Raw genomic sequence first — 13,501 nt, 5'->3', positions numbered from 1 at the left:
ACGAATGAAAGGGGGATGTTGATTTATGACCAAATCCAAACGATCAAAAATTAATGCCATGAAAAGTCGAAAGCAAGCGCAAAATCCACATGGTCCTATCAAATCATTGGAAGAACTGGCGGAAGAATACGATCAAAATCCACCACGCAAATCATAAACGGTTATACGGTTAAAAAATACCACCGCCTAACCAAGTAACTGGGCTAGACGGTGGTAAACATTTGTGCAAGATTATTTCAGCGCGGATTGAATCAGCAATACCAGGCTGCTGCGCGTCACCTTGGCCTCGGCGGCAAGTCCAGCCAGATTGGCTTTTTTGCCGGAGAGAACAGCAATCGCTTCGGCAGCTTGTTTTGCGGTAAGCGTGCTTTTTGGTTGGAACGTTTCTTTACCAAGCACTTCGAGCGCCCCTGCTTTCTTGAGGGAACTTACCGCAGGCAGAGCCCAGCTTGGCACTTCCGAGATGTCGGTATATCCCGTGTCTTCAGAAGATTCCGATACCTGGAAGGCACGGCCGATCATGACCGCAAATTCAGCACGAGTTACCTCGGCTTGCGGTCGGAAGGTTCCATCCCCATATCCTTCAACAATGCCGGCAGCTGCAGCTTCATTGATAAGCGAAGCATTGGGATCTCCGGAAATATCCGTAAATGCAGGCGCTTCAGGGTTTGTGCTTTGGCCTGCTGGCGTACCTCCAGCTTCAGCTGGCAATGGAGCACCTTTCAGATCGGTAATCCGTCCTTGAGTGGTGGCTTTAACCGTACCCACTTTGTCGAGATACTCATGGAACACTTCATAATCCACGAGGTTCAGCTCATAGAACCGACCGTCGTCCTTCGCTTGCTTCATCGAAGCGTAAAAATCCCCGCCGCTCGCCATAAACGAGTTCGTCGCCACAATGTAGTATGCTTTCGGATCGATATCGGAGTAGGTTCCACCTTCGTTTTGGATTTGGACTTTCACGATGCGTTGTCCGGATTGCGTCTTCTCACCGGTCACATCGTCGATCACTTCACCCGGCTTCGTCGAATCGTAGTAGAAGCGCAAGCCCGAAACTTGCGGGAACCGCCCTTCCCCATTTTCGACACCGCTCACACCGTTCTCCAGTGCAGCCACAATTTCAGCGCCTGTCATCTTCAGTGCCGTTAAATTGTTCCCGAACGGCATTGTGGTGAGCAGATCACCCAGGGTAATATCCCCAGCTTTAATCGAAGCACGAATCCCGCCCCCGTTTTGGATGGTTACATACCCTTTAACATCAGGCACTTTTACGATGCTCATGACCTTCGAGCGCATGCCATCAGCGATCAAGTCACCAAGATTCGTCTCTTGCTTACGTACGCTGCCGCGTTCGCCATCCAAATCCGTTTCGGTCTTCCCGATCACCGTTTTCTTCAGATCTTCTAGCGGAGCAGCATATTCCTTCAGCTTGGCTTCCGCTGCGGCATCGCTCTTAATCAAAAAGTTGCCGGCATCATCTTTGGCATCCAGGGCAATTAACTCGCCTTTCCAGGTGGTTAGTTTTCCGTCGTGATCAAAGGTGACATCCAGTTGGCCTAAATTTTGGTTATATTCGCCTGTCTGCACGATCAACGTTGGTTCTTCATCGGCATGATGGACTTCCGGGGCATTCAGAACGGTATGGGAGTGCCCCCCAACTATAATATCGATCCCATCGACGGCTTCAGCCAGTTGTTGGTCAACGGTATATCCTAAATGGGACAACACAATGATCTTGTTGATCCCTTCGGCTTCCAAAGCGTCGACTTGCTTCTGCGCGCTTTCGACTTCGTCAGCGAATTTGATGTCAGGACCCGGCGAGGATAACACGGAGGTTTCCGGCGTAGTTAAGCCAATGATCCCCACTTTCTCCCCGGCAATTTCCTTAATCACAGCCGGGTAAATTTGAGCAGGCTCTCCCTTGCCTAGCTCGGAATGGCTTAACCCCTTCAGGTCTGCATCCGCACTAAAGTCCAGATTAGCGCTGACAAACGGGAACTTCGCCTGCTTAATGAACTCGGCTAAGGTACCTGGTCCTTTGTCAAACTCGTGATTCCCAAACGTCATGGCATCATACTTCAGCTCGTTCATAAAGAACAGATCGGCCAATCCGTTGAATTGATTGAAATATAACGTTCCCGAAAATACATCCCCCGCATCCAGCAACAACGTGTGATCATTTCTTGCTGTGTGAATGGCCGTCACCCTGCGAGCGATGTTATCCAGGTGCGCGTGCGTGTCATTGGTATGTAGGACGCGCAGCTCGAAGTCCTTGGCCCCTGTGCTTCCGGATTCGGCCGCATTTACGGGCAGCCCGACTGCTCCAGAAGCAAGCCCGACAACGAGGGTACTGATCGCCAGAAACTTGCCGAAAGCTTTGTTTCTCCAAACCATTAATCCGATTCCTCCTCTACCATTTTTTGATATACTACTCTATTAAATATAAGTAGAAGAGTTTTTAAAGTAAATCATTTAAACCAAATTAGCGATTAAAATTTACAATTTAATGCGTTTCACGTCATGAAGAGAATAAAACCATGGGGAACCGGGTATTTTATGATCGGCAGGAAGACTGAACTACATGACAATAGGAGGTTATCCGATGGACAGTCAACGCGCTAAAGAGATTGTCGCTTCCCCTACCATGGTCAACGTAACCTACGATGGCGAACCGGTTTACATTCAACACGTGGACGAAAAGAAAGAAACCGCACGGATCTATCCGTTAGGTCAACCGGAGAACGAAAAAGAAGTACCCTTATCCCAACTGAATGAACAATGAAAATAAAGGCAGAAGGCTCTTTATGAGAGCTCCTTCTGCCTCATTTTTTACGCACCGCTCATTTAGTTTACATAACATTTGTTATGTCGCTTATGGGCGCACCAGCTAATACCATCGCATTGATGCCGTTCACGAAGGCCTGACCGCTCGCTTTGATGATGTCAGTGTCCATGGCGCGTCCTGTGTAGGTTTTTCCTCCTGCTTCCAGCTGAATATTTACCCGACCAATCGCTTCTTTCCCATGGGAAATGCTGTTGATCTTATAGGAAGTCAGTTTGGCGTCGATGCCGGTTAACGACTTGATTGCACTGTAAAGCGCGTCGATCGGGCCATCTCCAATCGCGCTGCCCTTCCGCTCTTGTCCGTTGATCTTTAAGGTAACGGTGGCCGTTGGGCAAATGTCATTCGTCACGACTTGGAACGAAGTCAGCTCGAACAGCGGATGACCGGAATCGCTTTGTTCTTGATGTTCACTAATCAGGTAATATAGGTCATGGTCGTACACTTCTTTTTTCGCATCGGCCAATGTCAAAAACCGTTGGAATAACCGTTCAAACCCCACGGCATCCGACGTATCGAACCCCAACTTCTCCACCGCAAGCTTCACCGCATGCCGACCGGAACGGGCCGTCAAAATCAGCTCCATACTTTCAGCCCCCACCTCTTCAGGGGACATAATTTCATACACCTGCTTATCCTTCAACAGACCGTCTTGGTGAATTCCGGAGGAATGGGCAAACGCATTGTCGCCGGTGATCGCTTTGTTCACCTGCACATCGAGTCCCGTCAAATGGGTCAGCAGCCGTGACGTGCGAATCAGCTCCTTCGTATCGATGTTCGTGCGACATCCGTACAGCGCCTCGCGTACCTTCAAGGCCATCACCGCTTCCTCCAACGAGGCGTTTCCGGCCCGTTCACCAAGACCGTTAATCGTGCACTCGATTTTCTCGGCCCCGTTCTTGATGGCGCTTAAGGTATTGGCGGTGGCTAAACCAAGATCGTTATGACAATGGACGCTGAGGATTACAGAATCGTCGAGATTTTTCAGCCGCTCGTGAATGCGTCGGATCAGGTGTCCAAATTCCTCCGGCTCCGCGTAGCCCACGGTGTCGGGGATGTTAATCATCGTGGCTCCGGCTTTGACGACCGCCTCGATCGTCTTCCACAAATACTCAAAATCCGCCCGCGAAGCGTCCTCGGTTGAATATTGAACCTGCGGCAGTAGTGTTTTCGCATATTTCACCGCATCGACACCCATTTGCAGAACGGCATCTTTGGAGCGGTTAAATTTCTTCTCCACATGGACGTTAGAGGCGCCAAGCACGATATGGATTAACGGCTGTTCGGCCTCACGGATGCTTTCGTACACGGCATCAATGTCGGATTTTACCGCCCGTGCCAACGCGGTAATGCCTACACTGTCTCCTACGGTTCGGGCAATTTGCTGCACCGCCTGAAAATCACCTTGTGAGGACGCAGGGAAGCCGGCCTCAATAATATCTACACGGAGGCGCTTCAGCTGCTGAGCAAACTCCAGCTTTTGCCGTACGTTTAACTTGGCACCAGGGACTTGCTCCCCATCGCGTAACGTTGTATCCAGTACGATAATGTTGCGGTAACGTTCCATCTGAAAGTTCCTCCTTGATTTTGGAATTTGGATTGAATCTATGTGAAGCGGGGTTGATTAAACCCGGACTTTAATCAACAAAAAAACCCCGTCTCTGCTATAGAGACGAGGTTGAACCCGCGGTACCACTCTAATTCATTTCACATGATGAAATGATCTCTTTCGATGGCGAACACCATCTATCCTTGTAACGGCGGAATCCCGGCTTACCCTACATATCAGGCAGCTGTTCATAGACGAGTTCAACATGACGGACGCTGCCGTTTCGCACCACCCAACGGCTCTCTGAAAGGTCAAATCACGTTTACTATTTCTAATCAACACATTTGGCAATATGGAATTATTGGATATTATATGCACCTAATAACGGATTGTCAACATAAAGAGAAGAAATCCATTATTCCGACTGGAGTTTGTCTCGAAACTCTTGAAACTTCAGCAGAGCCAACTGTAGCTGTTCTTTGTAGGAGCTCCAATTTTTCTCGTCTTTGATATAACTTGAGGTGACGTTCAGCTCATCACACTGCTGAATCAGTTCTTGAATAAGCTCCTGATTATCTTGTACAACGGTAAGTTTATTATGCGCATCCAATTTTTCGTTCAAGGAACTTAATAACTGATTTGTCTCGTCGATGAGTTCATACATGATAGAACGAAGTTTGGGAGGTACTGCCTGATCCAGAGACGGACTATCCGTGCGATTCATCGAGTAGAAAACAAACCAACTATTTTTGGAGTACCCGTCAATTTTCCCTTGAATATAAGCCAAATCAGCTTCACTTGGCTTGTTCGTTAAACTCCTAAAAATTTCTGTGAGAAAGTGAAGTTGATTCGAATATTGGTGATAAAAAATATTATTGTACAAGGTGTACGCCTCCGAATTAGGATCATCCTTCATAGGCTGACTTGTACATGAGGTGAGAATGATCGATAAAACGAAGGCGATCATGAATTTGCGAAACATAGGATCACCTCATAGTACCGAAGCGTGCATATGTTTGGGCGCCTCGTCCCACGGTACAGAATACGCTTGCCCCTTTGCACAAAAGATTGAAGACGAGGTATATGCCGGATCGGCATTTTTGTTATAGTTTTTCCGAGCGATGGTCGTCTCGGCTTGATGGCAAGGCTCATAACCGCCGAATTTCAGCATGATCGAACCTTTCCCGTGCGTCATCGATGCAAGCTCTGTCGGATAGTCCATAAACGTGGCGACTGGAACGACACCTGAAATCACCGCCGTCTCTTCTCCCGTCTCCGGTGGATCAAATCGGCCGTGCGCTTGCTGGATGTCGGTTAACACCTTACCGAGCTGATCTAATGGCACCTTGATTTTAAAATGGTACACCGGCTCCAGAAGCACATTCTCCGCCTGCTCCAACGCCTGCCGGATCGCGCGGTAAGTCGCCTCGCGGAAATCGCCTCCGCTGGTATGTTTATTGTGTGAGCGTCCGGTGAGCAACGTAACGCGAACATCCGTCAGCGGCGAGCCGGTCAACAGGCCGTGGTGCTCACGTTCCAACACATGTTGACCGATCAGGTTTTGATATCCTACGGACAAATCATCCGCATGGCAAGCATTTACAAACGTCACCCCGCTGCCCCGTTCCGCAGGCTCAAGCCGCAAATGGACTTCGGCATAATGCCCTAGTGGCTCGAAGTGACCGCAGCCCGTCACCGGTGTAGATATCGTCTCCTTATATAAAATTTCCGGTGGTCCAAACGTAATCTTCATCCCAAAACGTTCCTGCACCACCTGTTGCAAAATTTCCAATTGGATTTTGCCCATGACATGGATATGCAACTCCTGCAGCGCTTCATCCCAACGGGTTCCTAAAGTCGGGTCCTCGGCGTCCAGCAGCTGAAATACCCGCAGGACTTCCTTCAGATGAAGCGGCGGTTCAAATTGCACCTTCGACTGCAACGTGGGAGCGAGCTCACGGCGAATCGGGTCTACCAATGCCCCGAGGCCTTCACCGGACGATACCGAGGTCAATCCGGTTACCGCGAACAGTTCCCCCGCTTGAACGAAATCCGTCTGCACAAATCGTTGACCGTTGTATTTGCGGATAGCGGTAATTTTCTCCGTCCGTTGCCCCCCTTCCGGGCCATAGGTTAGTTCATCCCTGACTCTTAACGTGCCTTGCAAGGCTTTGATGAAGGTGACCCGTGTCGCTTGCTCATCATGCCGAATTTTGTACACCCGCCCCGCAAACGGAAGCTCTGGATCATACCGAGTAACCGTTAAACGATCCAACGCCTTCATAAACACGTCGATCCCGATATCCAAGAGCGCGGATCCGCGCAGGCAAGGAAACACCTGGCCGTTTTGAACCATCTGAATGAGATGTTCGTTCCACGCTGCGTCGGATAATGTCCCTTCCAAAAATGGCTCAAGCAGCGCCTCATCCCGTTCCGCAATCCAAGCCTTTTCCGTTTCGTCTAGTTGCTCGACGGCTGCCCAGGTAGTCAGATCCAGTACATTCGCGCTCAGCTCGCGGCGGATATCTTCCAGAACTCGATCCGGGTCAGCTCCGGTGCGATCCGTCTTATTGATAAAGAAAAACGTAGGAATCCCATATGTCCGCAGCAGCTGCCAGACCGTTTCCGTGTGGCCCTCCACGCCTTCCACCGCGCTGACGATGATCACCGCATAGTCGAGCACTTGCAGCGCCCGTTCCATTTCTGCGGAAAAATCGACGTGCCCCGGCGTATCCAACAAAAAGTAGGTGGAATCCCCAACCTTCATTTCCGCCTGGTCGGCGAATACGGTAATGCCCCGCGCCTTCTCGATCTCGTGGCTGTCCAGGAAGGCGTCGCGATGATCAACCCGACCGCGGCTGCGAATCGTTTGCGTATGGTAGAGCAACGCTTCGGCAAAGGTGGTTTTCCCAGCATCGACATGCGCCAGGAGTCCGATCGTTTTGAACATAGCTGCGTCCCCCGCCACTTAGTTCTTAAAGCTGTGGATCGGAGCCGGAATCCGGCCACCCCGCTCGATGAACGGAGCGCAGTTAAAGGCGTTGACCGGCATAATTGGCGCGTAGCCCAGCAACCCGCCAAACTCCACGATCTCGCCAACGTCCTTGCCGATTACCGGGATAATCCGAACCGCGGTCGTCTTGTTGTTGACCATGCCGATTGCCGATTCGTCAGCGATGATACCGGAAATCGTCGCGGCGCTCGTGTTGCCGGGAATCGCGATCATATCGAGGCCAACGGAGCACACGCACGTCATCGCTTCCAGCTTCTCCAGCGTCAGCGCGCCGCGCTGCACCGCTTCGATCATCCCATGGTCCTCACTGACCGGGATGAACGCACCGCTCAAGCCGCCAACGTAGGAGGAGGCCATGACGCCGCCTTTTTTCACGTTGTCGTTCAAAATCGCCAGCGCAGCGGTCGTTCCCGGCGCTCCCGCTTCCTCCAAGCCCATCACCTGGAAGATCTCTGCGATCGAGTCGCCGATTTCCGGTGTTGGAGCCAGTGACAAGTCGATAATGCCAAACGGGACGCCAAGGCGCTTCGACGCTTCCTGCGCAACCAACTGACCGACCCGAGTGACCTTAAACGCCGTCCGTTTAATCGTTTCGCACAACGTCTCAAAATCCTTGCCTTTGACTTCCTCCAGCGCGCGTTTCACAACTCCGGGGCCGCTGACGCCCACGTTGATGACGCACTCCTGCTCTCCAACGCCGTGGAACGCTCCCGCCATAAACGGGTTATCCTCGACCGCATTGCAGAACACAACCAGCTTGGCGCAGCCGATCGAAGCCCGGTCCGCCGTTCGTTCCGCGGTACGGAGGATGATGTCGCCCATCTTTTTAACCGCGTCCATATTAATTCCGCTGCGCGAGGAGCCCACGTTCACCGAGGAGCAGACCCGTTCGGTGACAGCCAGCGCTTCAGGAATGCTGTCGATCAGCACCCGGTCGCCGTTCGTAAAGCCCTTCTGCACAAGGGCCGAGAAGCCGCCGATAAAGTTGACGCCAACCTCTTTGGCCGCCCGGTCCAGCGCTTCGGCCACCGGTACGAAAGTATCGGTCTTCAGCCCGCCGGCAGCGATCGAAATCGGAGTAACCGAGATCCGCTTGTTGACGATTGGCACGCCAAACTGCTTCTCCAGGTCCTCCCCGGTTTTGACCAGGTTCTCGGCAGTGCGGGTGATTTTATCGTAGATGTTCCGGTTAAATACGTTCATATCCTCGTGAGCGCAATCCATCAGGCTGATGCCCATCGTAATCGTGCGCACGTCGAGGTTCATCTCGCGGATCATCGAATTGGTTTCTTGTACTTCAACGCGTGAGATCATGGTGTCCCCTCCCTTCCTTAGATCCGGTGCATCGTATTAAAAATATCTTCGTGCTGCAGCTTGATTTCTACGCCGATGGAGAGTCCCAGCTCCTGCAGTTCTTCAACCAGCGTCTCGAAGTTTTTGGTGGGTGCAGAAATATCAACGATCATCATCATATTGAAATACCCTTGAATAATCGTCTGCGAAATATCAAGAATGTTCACATTATGATCGGCCAAATACGTGCAAACCTTGGCGATAATGCCCACTTTGTCTTTACCCAGTACGGTGATAATCCCCTTCAACCCAAGCTCCCCCTTTAATGTAAGACTCCCGCCAGCGCGGACGAGTCATCTGCTTCGATTTATTATGGCAAAAGAACGGCGATTCTTCAATAACGGCTTTTACTCGGTGACGCGGAAAAATAACGCCGCTCTGCCGTCGACATGGGCTTGCCCGGCATTGCATCCTTCGCGCCGTCAGCACGGGTGCCGTTCATACCCTCCGTCTCACAATCCTCCGGACGGTAGCTCCCTTGCTTCACTCGGATATCCCGGTAAGCTCCGCAACTTGCCGCGGAGGGCATCGAGATTCGGAGTGTTGATCCAGGGAGCAACAACACGTTACGTAAAGGAAGACGCTCGGGTCTTCCGATCTGGCTGAAACCGGTGATGAAACTGTTCTTCTCCCCGCCGCCCCATGGAGCCGGGTTGCTATATGCCGCTGCACGGGGGCAGCATCGCGGGCAAACCGGTGTCTTTTTGATCAAGGATCAGATCGTGGATGTGAAATTCAGGGAACATGCTCAGACGGTGCTTCGCCAGGTTCACACCCTTCATCAAACGGAGTATCTTCGGGAGCGCCGCTAAATTTGCGGTGTTCCCCAGCCTAATTACGGTAATACGTTAATTTCACCTAACAAAAAAACAAGAAGTCCCAGCGTGGTCATTAACTAAAACCAGCCGAAACTTCCGATGGAAAATCAATTTGGAGGTTGCTCTACCGGAACTGCCGGTTCCGTTTCGCTTCATATTGCTTCTTCAGCAACGCGAAGACAACGGCATCCACAAATTGATTTTTCTCGAAGAACGTTTCCTTTAAATACCCTTCCTCATGAAAGCCCGTTTTCTCCAACAAGTACCTGGATCGAATATTATCGGGGTCGATATAGGCCTCGATCCGATTTAGCCCCAGATCCTCAAATCCGAAGCGCAGAATCTCCTGCAGCACTTCCGTCATGACACCTTGGCGCCAATAGTCCGGGTTGAGCTCGTATCCAACCTCTGCTTTGTAATGCTCCTTCGACCAGTTATGAAAACCGCAAGTGCCGATCACCCGGTCGCTTTCGGCCTTAACCGTAATCGCCCAGCGAAAGCCCCGCTTCTCCAAATAGCGGCTGTTCCACTTCTGGATGAGTTCCTCGGCTTCTCGGAGTTCCACGAAACGATCCAGATCGTAATATTTGGTCACTTCGTCGTTGGAGAAATAATGGAACAAATCGGCGGCGTCCTTCGTCGTCAGCCTTCTGAGTACAAAACGTTCCGTTTCCAATTGAGGGAACATTTTCATAACGACCGGTCCTTTCCTAAAATATACGTAAATCTATTATAGGTGAAGGACCGCGCCAAAAGGAAGAGTTAAAATCCGAAGGATCTTCCACTGAATGTTCACTCTTTAGGCAGCAACCGTTAGTCTAATTCCGATGCCAAAAGGATCACTTAGCCGCAGCTCATTCCCCTCTCGCACATAGGCCACCTTGGCTTCGTCCAACCGGCTTACGACGGCTTCCAAGGCCGGAACGTCCGGCAGTTCCACCGTGAAATAATGAATGCCCACCGCATCCTCCGGCGCTGGCGGCGCATCTTTGCCAGCCCACAGGTTCAGGCCGATATGGTGGTGGTAACCGCCAGCGGAGATAAATAAAGCCGAAACCCCAAAGTGGAGAGTGACCTCAAACCCCAATATTCCGCAATAGAACTGTTCAGCCTGCTGTAAATCCCCTACATGAAAATGCACGTGGCCCATGCGAGTACCTTCCGGCAAACCGTTCCACTGCGCACGCTCGGAGAGATGTAACAGGTTTTCGATATCCACCGGATCGGTCGTCATGTGAATTTCGCCGGACGCGGTTTTCTGCCAGGTGTCGCGGGGGCGATCGGCATAGATCTCAATGCCGTTCTGATCCGGATCGCTCAAGTACAGCGCCTCGCTGACCAGGTGATCGCCCTGCCCCACCGGGATTTGATGCCGGATCAAATTGCGAAGTACAAGGCCCAATGTCACTTGACCCGGAACTAAGATGGCAAAGTGGTATAAACCGGACACGGAACGCTCAGGCAGAATGCGATAACGGGGATCTGCCTCCAGAATCAGCAAGGGATGTTGGCCGTCAACGGTTAACTCGGCAACATTGCTGTTTTGGCGTAGCAGCCGAAGGCCGATCACCTCTTGATAAAAGGTGAGCGAGCGCTCCAGATCGCGAACTTTAAGTTGAACAACGCCAAGCTGCGTGGCGGGATGAATCGGCAAGGGATGAGCCATGATGGATTTCCTCCTTCAAAATAAGAACAAATTACAACCCCAGATGAAATAGCAGCTGTAACAGAGGATGTTACATTTAGTCGTTGTAATCAGTATAGTTACAGGGATTCCAGTTGTCAATTTCGGTACAAAAAAAGCCCCCTGCTATCGGGGGCTTCACTCCGCATACCGTCTAGATGCACTTGCGTTACACGGATGGGTTGTTGACCGTAATTTCGTTCACAACGTCCTGCAGCGTTACCGCCGCAAGCGTATTTTCCATCGCCTTTTGCGCCTTGGAGAAGATCGGTTCAATGGCCGATTGAATATTCTTACCGACCAAGCAATCGGGGTTGGTCTGATCATGGACGGCAAACAATCCGTCTTCCTCCACGACATGCACGGCACGGTATACATCAAGCAGCGTAATGTGATCCAGCTTCCGTGACAGCTTGGCTCCGGCTACCCCCGTACGGACTTCCACCAAGCCCGCTTTGCTTAGCATGCCCATAATGCGGCGGATGACAACCGGATTCGTGTTGACGCTGCCAGCAATATATTCCGAAGTGCAAATCTCGTCCTTGCTGATTTCAAGCAGGGACAAGATGTGAATCGCCACAGAAAATCTGGAGCTGATCGTCATGATAAGCCGCTCCCCCTTTTCATCATCATGTAACCATATTAGTTACTTGAGGAGCGGAATGTCAACCGCCTTTCTCACGAAGCAGACCGCGGACATCGAGCACTTCTGTTATCTTCCATCGAGCAGGTTGCCCAAGCCCCCGGAATGCACGAAAGCCAGCCCGTCACCTTCGATTTTCTGCATGATGAAGCCTTCTCCCCCAAAGAAGCCGGTGCCGAGCTTACGCTGGAATTCTATGCCGACGAACACGCCTTTGGCCGCACATAGGGAGCGTCTTTCTGACAGATCACCTTCCCGCCGAGCATTTGCAGGTCCAGCGGGACGATTTTTCCGGGATAAGGTGAAGCAAAAGTAACGGCCTGCCGTTGATACCCGGCGTTGGTGAAGACCGTCGTAAACAGGCCCTCGCCGGTCAGCAGCCGCTTACCCGCCCTCATGATCACATTGCTGAGATTAATGCCATAAATTAATTTTGCTTCAAAAGCGCTCGGATGACAGAATAACTGATCAGACTGCGATCCCGATAGACGGCGGCCACTGAATCGGGGTGCTCGCCGAGGATGCCTTTTTGCAAAATAGCCGCACCAAATCCGCGCTCCACCGCGCCGTTAAACGTAAAAGTGACGCAGTATTCGGCGGCAAATCCGCAGACCACGACGAAATCGGTGTCATGTTCACGCAGAAGCTCCTCCAGGTTCGTCTTCCAGAACGAGTTGCTCCATGCTTTGGAGATCCGCAGGTCCGATTCGAGTATTTTGACTTCTGGGATGACCTCGTATCCCGGAGTTCCAACGCCCCCATCCTGATCCTGAACTACCACAACCGGCCGGCCCGCTTCCCTGAACAAGTCAGCGACGGCATTAATGTACTCGCAAACTCCCGGGATTTCACTTTGGATGCGAGGATGGTTCAAAAAGAATTGCTGCATATCGATGATTAATAAAGCCGGTTTCATGCCTGCTCCCCCTTTGCCGCCTGCAAGGCAGACGACCAATTTCTTACATTATACACGATCCCTGAACCGGCCGCCGTAGTTGCTGTGGAATAATTTTTGCAGTTGAACGAGTATAACATACAACCAGCCAGCCGCTGAAAGTTCAGACGACTGGCTGGTTTCTTTGTAAGCATCTTTTCATTCATAGACGAGAATATCGCGGAGTTGCTTCGCTTGCTCAATATAGGGTCCCTCCGCCAAATTGTTAAACGCTAGATGGGTGGCACGCAAGCTGAGCAGCCGGTCGCCCGGCTGGAGGCCAAATTGCTGCCAGGTTGACAGCGGCAGCGTAAAATACCCTTTGCTGTTCAAGTAAACCCAGCAAAACGTGCGTTCTTTAACGATAACCGGTTCCCCTTCCGGGATGGCGAATTGCTGAAGCTGAGGAATGCTGGCGAAGATCGGGGCCAGCGGCGAGTTGGCAATCAGTTCTTTGCACAGGACGCTAAAGCCTTTGGCCGTATTCCGGCCGGTCATCAGAATAATGTTGGAATCCGGTCGAATCTGGTACTCTTGCAGGGCTTGATCCGGAAGGTAAAACGATCCGTCGGGAAGAATCTTGCTCCATGCGTAAAAGTACTTCCCGCCTTTGGCTTGCACTGCCATGTACATCATCCCCCGAGCAAATTGATAGAATAATCATC

The 13,501-nt window shown here is 51.4% G+C and carries 15 protein-coding genes, 1 pseudogene and 1 other annotated feature; of the genes and pseudogenes, 3 read left to right on the top strand and 13 right to left on the bottom strand.

What is annotated here, in order from left to right; all coding sequences use genetic code 11:
- Positions 1 to 25 precede the first annotated feature (25 nt).
- The gene (locus tag ACL02P_RS06405) at positions 26 to 157 is read left to right on the top strand and encodes a DUF6254 family protein (RefSeq protein ID WP_232282204.1); all 132 of its coding nucleotides are present in this window, start codon (positions 26 to 28) and stop codon (positions 155 to 157) included.
- A 74-nt stretch (positions 158 to 231) separates the two neighbouring features.
- Here ACL02P_RS06405 and ACL02P_RS06400 read toward each other — a convergent pair whose 3' ends face one another.
- Positions 232 to 2,394 (bottom strand): 5'-nucleotidase C-terminal domain-containing protein, encoded by a 2,163-nt coding sequence (locus ACL02P_RS06400; RefSeq protein WP_412836975.1) that lies wholly within the window; start codon positions 2,392 to 2,394, stop codon positions 232 to 234.
- 208 nt (positions 2,395 to 2,602) lie between these two features.
- Between ACL02P_RS06400 and ACL02P_RS06395 the strand changes: the two genes are divergently transcribed.
- Complete coding sequence (locus tag ACL02P_RS06395; RefSeq protein WP_036646017.1) at positions 2,603 to 2,782, top strand: small acid-soluble spore protein H; 180 nt, start codon at positions 2,603 to 2,605, stop codon at positions 2,780 to 2,782.
- Positions 2,783 to 2,849: 67 nt separating this feature from the next.
- Here ACL02P_RS06395 and ACL02P_RS06390 read toward each other — a convergent pair whose 3' ends face one another.
- The 6 genes from ACL02P_RS06390 to ACL02P_RS06365 form a co-directional block, all read right to left on the bottom strand.
- On the bottom strand, positions 2,850 to 4,409 hold the full coding sequence (locus tag ACL02P_RS06390) for a 2-isopropylmalate synthase (RefSeq protein ID WP_412836974.1): 1,560 nt from the start codon (positions 4,407 to 4,409) through the stop codon (positions 2,850 to 2,852).
- Between the two features lie 98 nt (positions 4,410 to 4,507).
- Positions 4,508 to 4,739 (bottom strand) — a binding site (T-box leader).
- A gap of 67 nt (positions 4,740 to 4,806) precedes the next feature.
- Positions 4,807 to 5,274 (bottom strand): hypothetical protein, encoded by a 468-nt coding sequence (locus ACL02P_RS06385; RefSeq protein WP_412836973.1) that lies wholly within the window; start codon positions 5,272 to 5,274, stop codon positions 4,807 to 4,809.
- 108 nt (positions 5,275 to 5,382) lie between these two features.
- Positions 5,383 to 7,341: a GTP-binding protein gene (locus ACL02P_RS06380; protein ID WP_412836972.1), complete on the bottom strand. Its 1,959-nt coding sequence runs from the start codon at positions 7,339 to 7,341 to the stop codon at positions 5,383 to 5,385.
- Positions 7,342 to 7,359: 18 nt separating this feature from the next.
- Positions 7,360 to 8,718, bottom strand: a complete 1,359-nt coding sequence (locus ACL02P_RS06375; protein WP_397376591.1) for a PFL family protein — start codon at positions 8,716 to 8,718, stop codon at positions 7,360 to 7,362.
- Between the two features lie 17 nt (positions 8,719 to 8,735).
- Complete coding sequence (locus tag ACL02P_RS06370) at positions 8,736 to 9,005, bottom strand: ACT domain-containing protein (protein ID WP_260070279.1); 270 nt, start codon at positions 9,003 to 9,005, stop codon at positions 8,736 to 8,738.
- Between the two features lie 86 nt (positions 9,006 to 9,091).
- Positions 9,092 to 9,244, bottom strand: a complete 153-nt coding sequence (locus tag ACL02P_RS06365; RefSeq protein ID WP_412836971.1) for a hypothetical protein — start codon at positions 9,242 to 9,244, stop codon at positions 9,092 to 9,094.
- 124 nt (positions 9,245 to 9,368) lie between these two features.
- On the opposite strand from ACL02P_RS06365, the gene ACL02P_RS06360 reads away from it, so the two are divergent.
- Positions 9,369 to 9,569, top strand: a complete 201-nt coding sequence (locus ACL02P_RS06360) for a hypothetical protein (protein WP_412836970.1) — start codon at positions 9,369 to 9,371, stop codon at positions 9,567 to 9,569.
- 130 nt (positions 9,570 to 9,699) lie between these two features.
- Here the strand turns inward: ACL02P_RS06360 and ACL02P_RS06355 are convergent, their stop codons facing one another.
- From ACL02P_RS06355 to ACL02P_RS06330, 6 genes and pseudogenes are all read right to left on the bottom strand, one after another.
- Complete coding sequence (locus ACL02P_RS06355; RefSeq protein ID WP_016312123.1) at positions 9,700 to 10,269, bottom strand: GNAT family N-acetyltransferase; 570 nt, start codon at positions 10,267 to 10,269, stop codon at positions 9,700 to 9,702.
- 105 nt (positions 10,270 to 10,374) lie between these two features.
- The gene (locus ACL02P_RS06350) at positions 10,375 to 11,241 is read right to left on the bottom strand and encodes a VOC family protein (protein WP_260070281.1); all 867 of its coding nucleotides are present in this window, start codon (positions 11,239 to 11,241) and stop codon (positions 10,375 to 10,377) included.
- A gap of 187 nt (positions 11,242 to 11,428) precedes the next feature.
- Positions 11,429 to 11,863: an Rrf2 family transcriptional regulator gene (locus tag ACL02P_RS06345; RefSeq protein WP_260070282.1), complete on the bottom strand. Its 435-nt coding sequence runs from the start codon at positions 11,861 to 11,863 to the stop codon at positions 11,429 to 11,431.
- Positions 11,864 to 11,998: 135 nt separating this feature from the next.
- Positions 11,999 to 12,300: pseudogene (locus ACL02P_RS06340) on the bottom strand (AIM24 family protein); the annotation flags it as partial.
- A 29-nt stretch (positions 12,301 to 12,329) separates the two neighbouring features.
- The gene (locus ACL02P_RS06335) at positions 12,330 to 12,818 is read right to left on the bottom strand and encodes a cysteine hydrolase family protein (protein ID WP_412836969.1); all 489 of its coding nucleotides are present in this window, start codon (positions 12,816 to 12,818) and stop codon (positions 12,330 to 12,332) included.
- Positions 12,819 to 12,995: 177 nt separating this feature from the next.
- Positions 12,996 to 13,463: a hypothetical protein gene (locus ACL02P_RS06330; protein ID WP_036646024.1), complete on the bottom strand. Its 468-nt coding sequence runs from the start codon at positions 13,461 to 13,463 to the stop codon at positions 12,996 to 12,998.
- Positions 13,464 to 13,501 lie beyond the last annotated feature (38 nt).

The organism is Paenibacillus sp. MB22_1 (assembly GCF_047200555.1).
GTDB classification, from domain to species: Bacteria; Bacillota; Bacilli; order Paenibacillales; family Paenibacillaceae; genus Fontibacillus; species Fontibacillus phoenicis.
This window is presented reverse-complemented; position numbering and strand designations above follow the sequence as displayed.

Coding starts and splice junctions, on each gene's coding strand:
- ACL02P_RS06405 (WP_232282204.1), top strand. CDS start 26: ATGACCAAATCCAAACGATCAAAAATTAATGCCATGAAAAGTCGAAAG.
- ACL02P_RS06400 (WP_412836975.1), bottom strand. CDS start 2,394: ATGGTTTGGAGAAACAAAGCTTTCGGCAAGTTTCTGGCGATCAGTACC.
- ACL02P_RS06395 (WP_036646017.1), top strand. CDS start 2,603: ATGGACAGTCAACGCGCTAAAGAGATTGTCGCTTCCCCTACCATGGTC.
- ACL02P_RS06390 (WP_412836974.1), bottom strand. CDS start 4,409: ATGGAACGTTACCGCAACATTATCGTACTGGATACAACGTTACGCGAT.
- ACL02P_RS06380 (WP_412836972.1), bottom strand. CDS start 7,341: ATGTTCAAAACGATCGGACTCCTGGCGCATGTCGATGCTGGGAAAACC.
- ACL02P_RS06375 (WP_397376591.1), bottom strand. CDS start 8,718: ATGATCTCACGCGTTGAAGTACAAGAAACCAATTCGATGATCCGCGAG.
- ACL02P_RS06355 (WP_016312123.1), bottom strand. CDS start 10,269: ATGAAAATGTTCCCTCAATTGGAAACGGAACGTTTTGTACTCAGAAGG.
- ACL02P_RS06350 (WP_260070281.1), bottom strand. CDS start 11,241: ATGGCTCATCCCTTGCCGATTCATCCCGCCACGCAGCTTGGCGTTGTT.
- ACL02P_RS06345 (WP_260070282.1), bottom strand. CDS start 11,863: ATGACGATCAGCTCCAGATTTTCTGTGGCGATTCACATCTTGTCCCTG.
- ACL02P_RS06335 (WP_412836969.1), bottom strand. CDS start 12,818: ATGAAACCGGCTTTATTAATCATCGATATGCAGCAATTCTTTTTGAAC.
- ACL02P_RS06330 (WP_036646024.1), bottom strand. CDS start 13,463: ATGGCAGTGCAAGCCAAAGGCGGGAAGTACTTTTACGCATGGAGCAAG.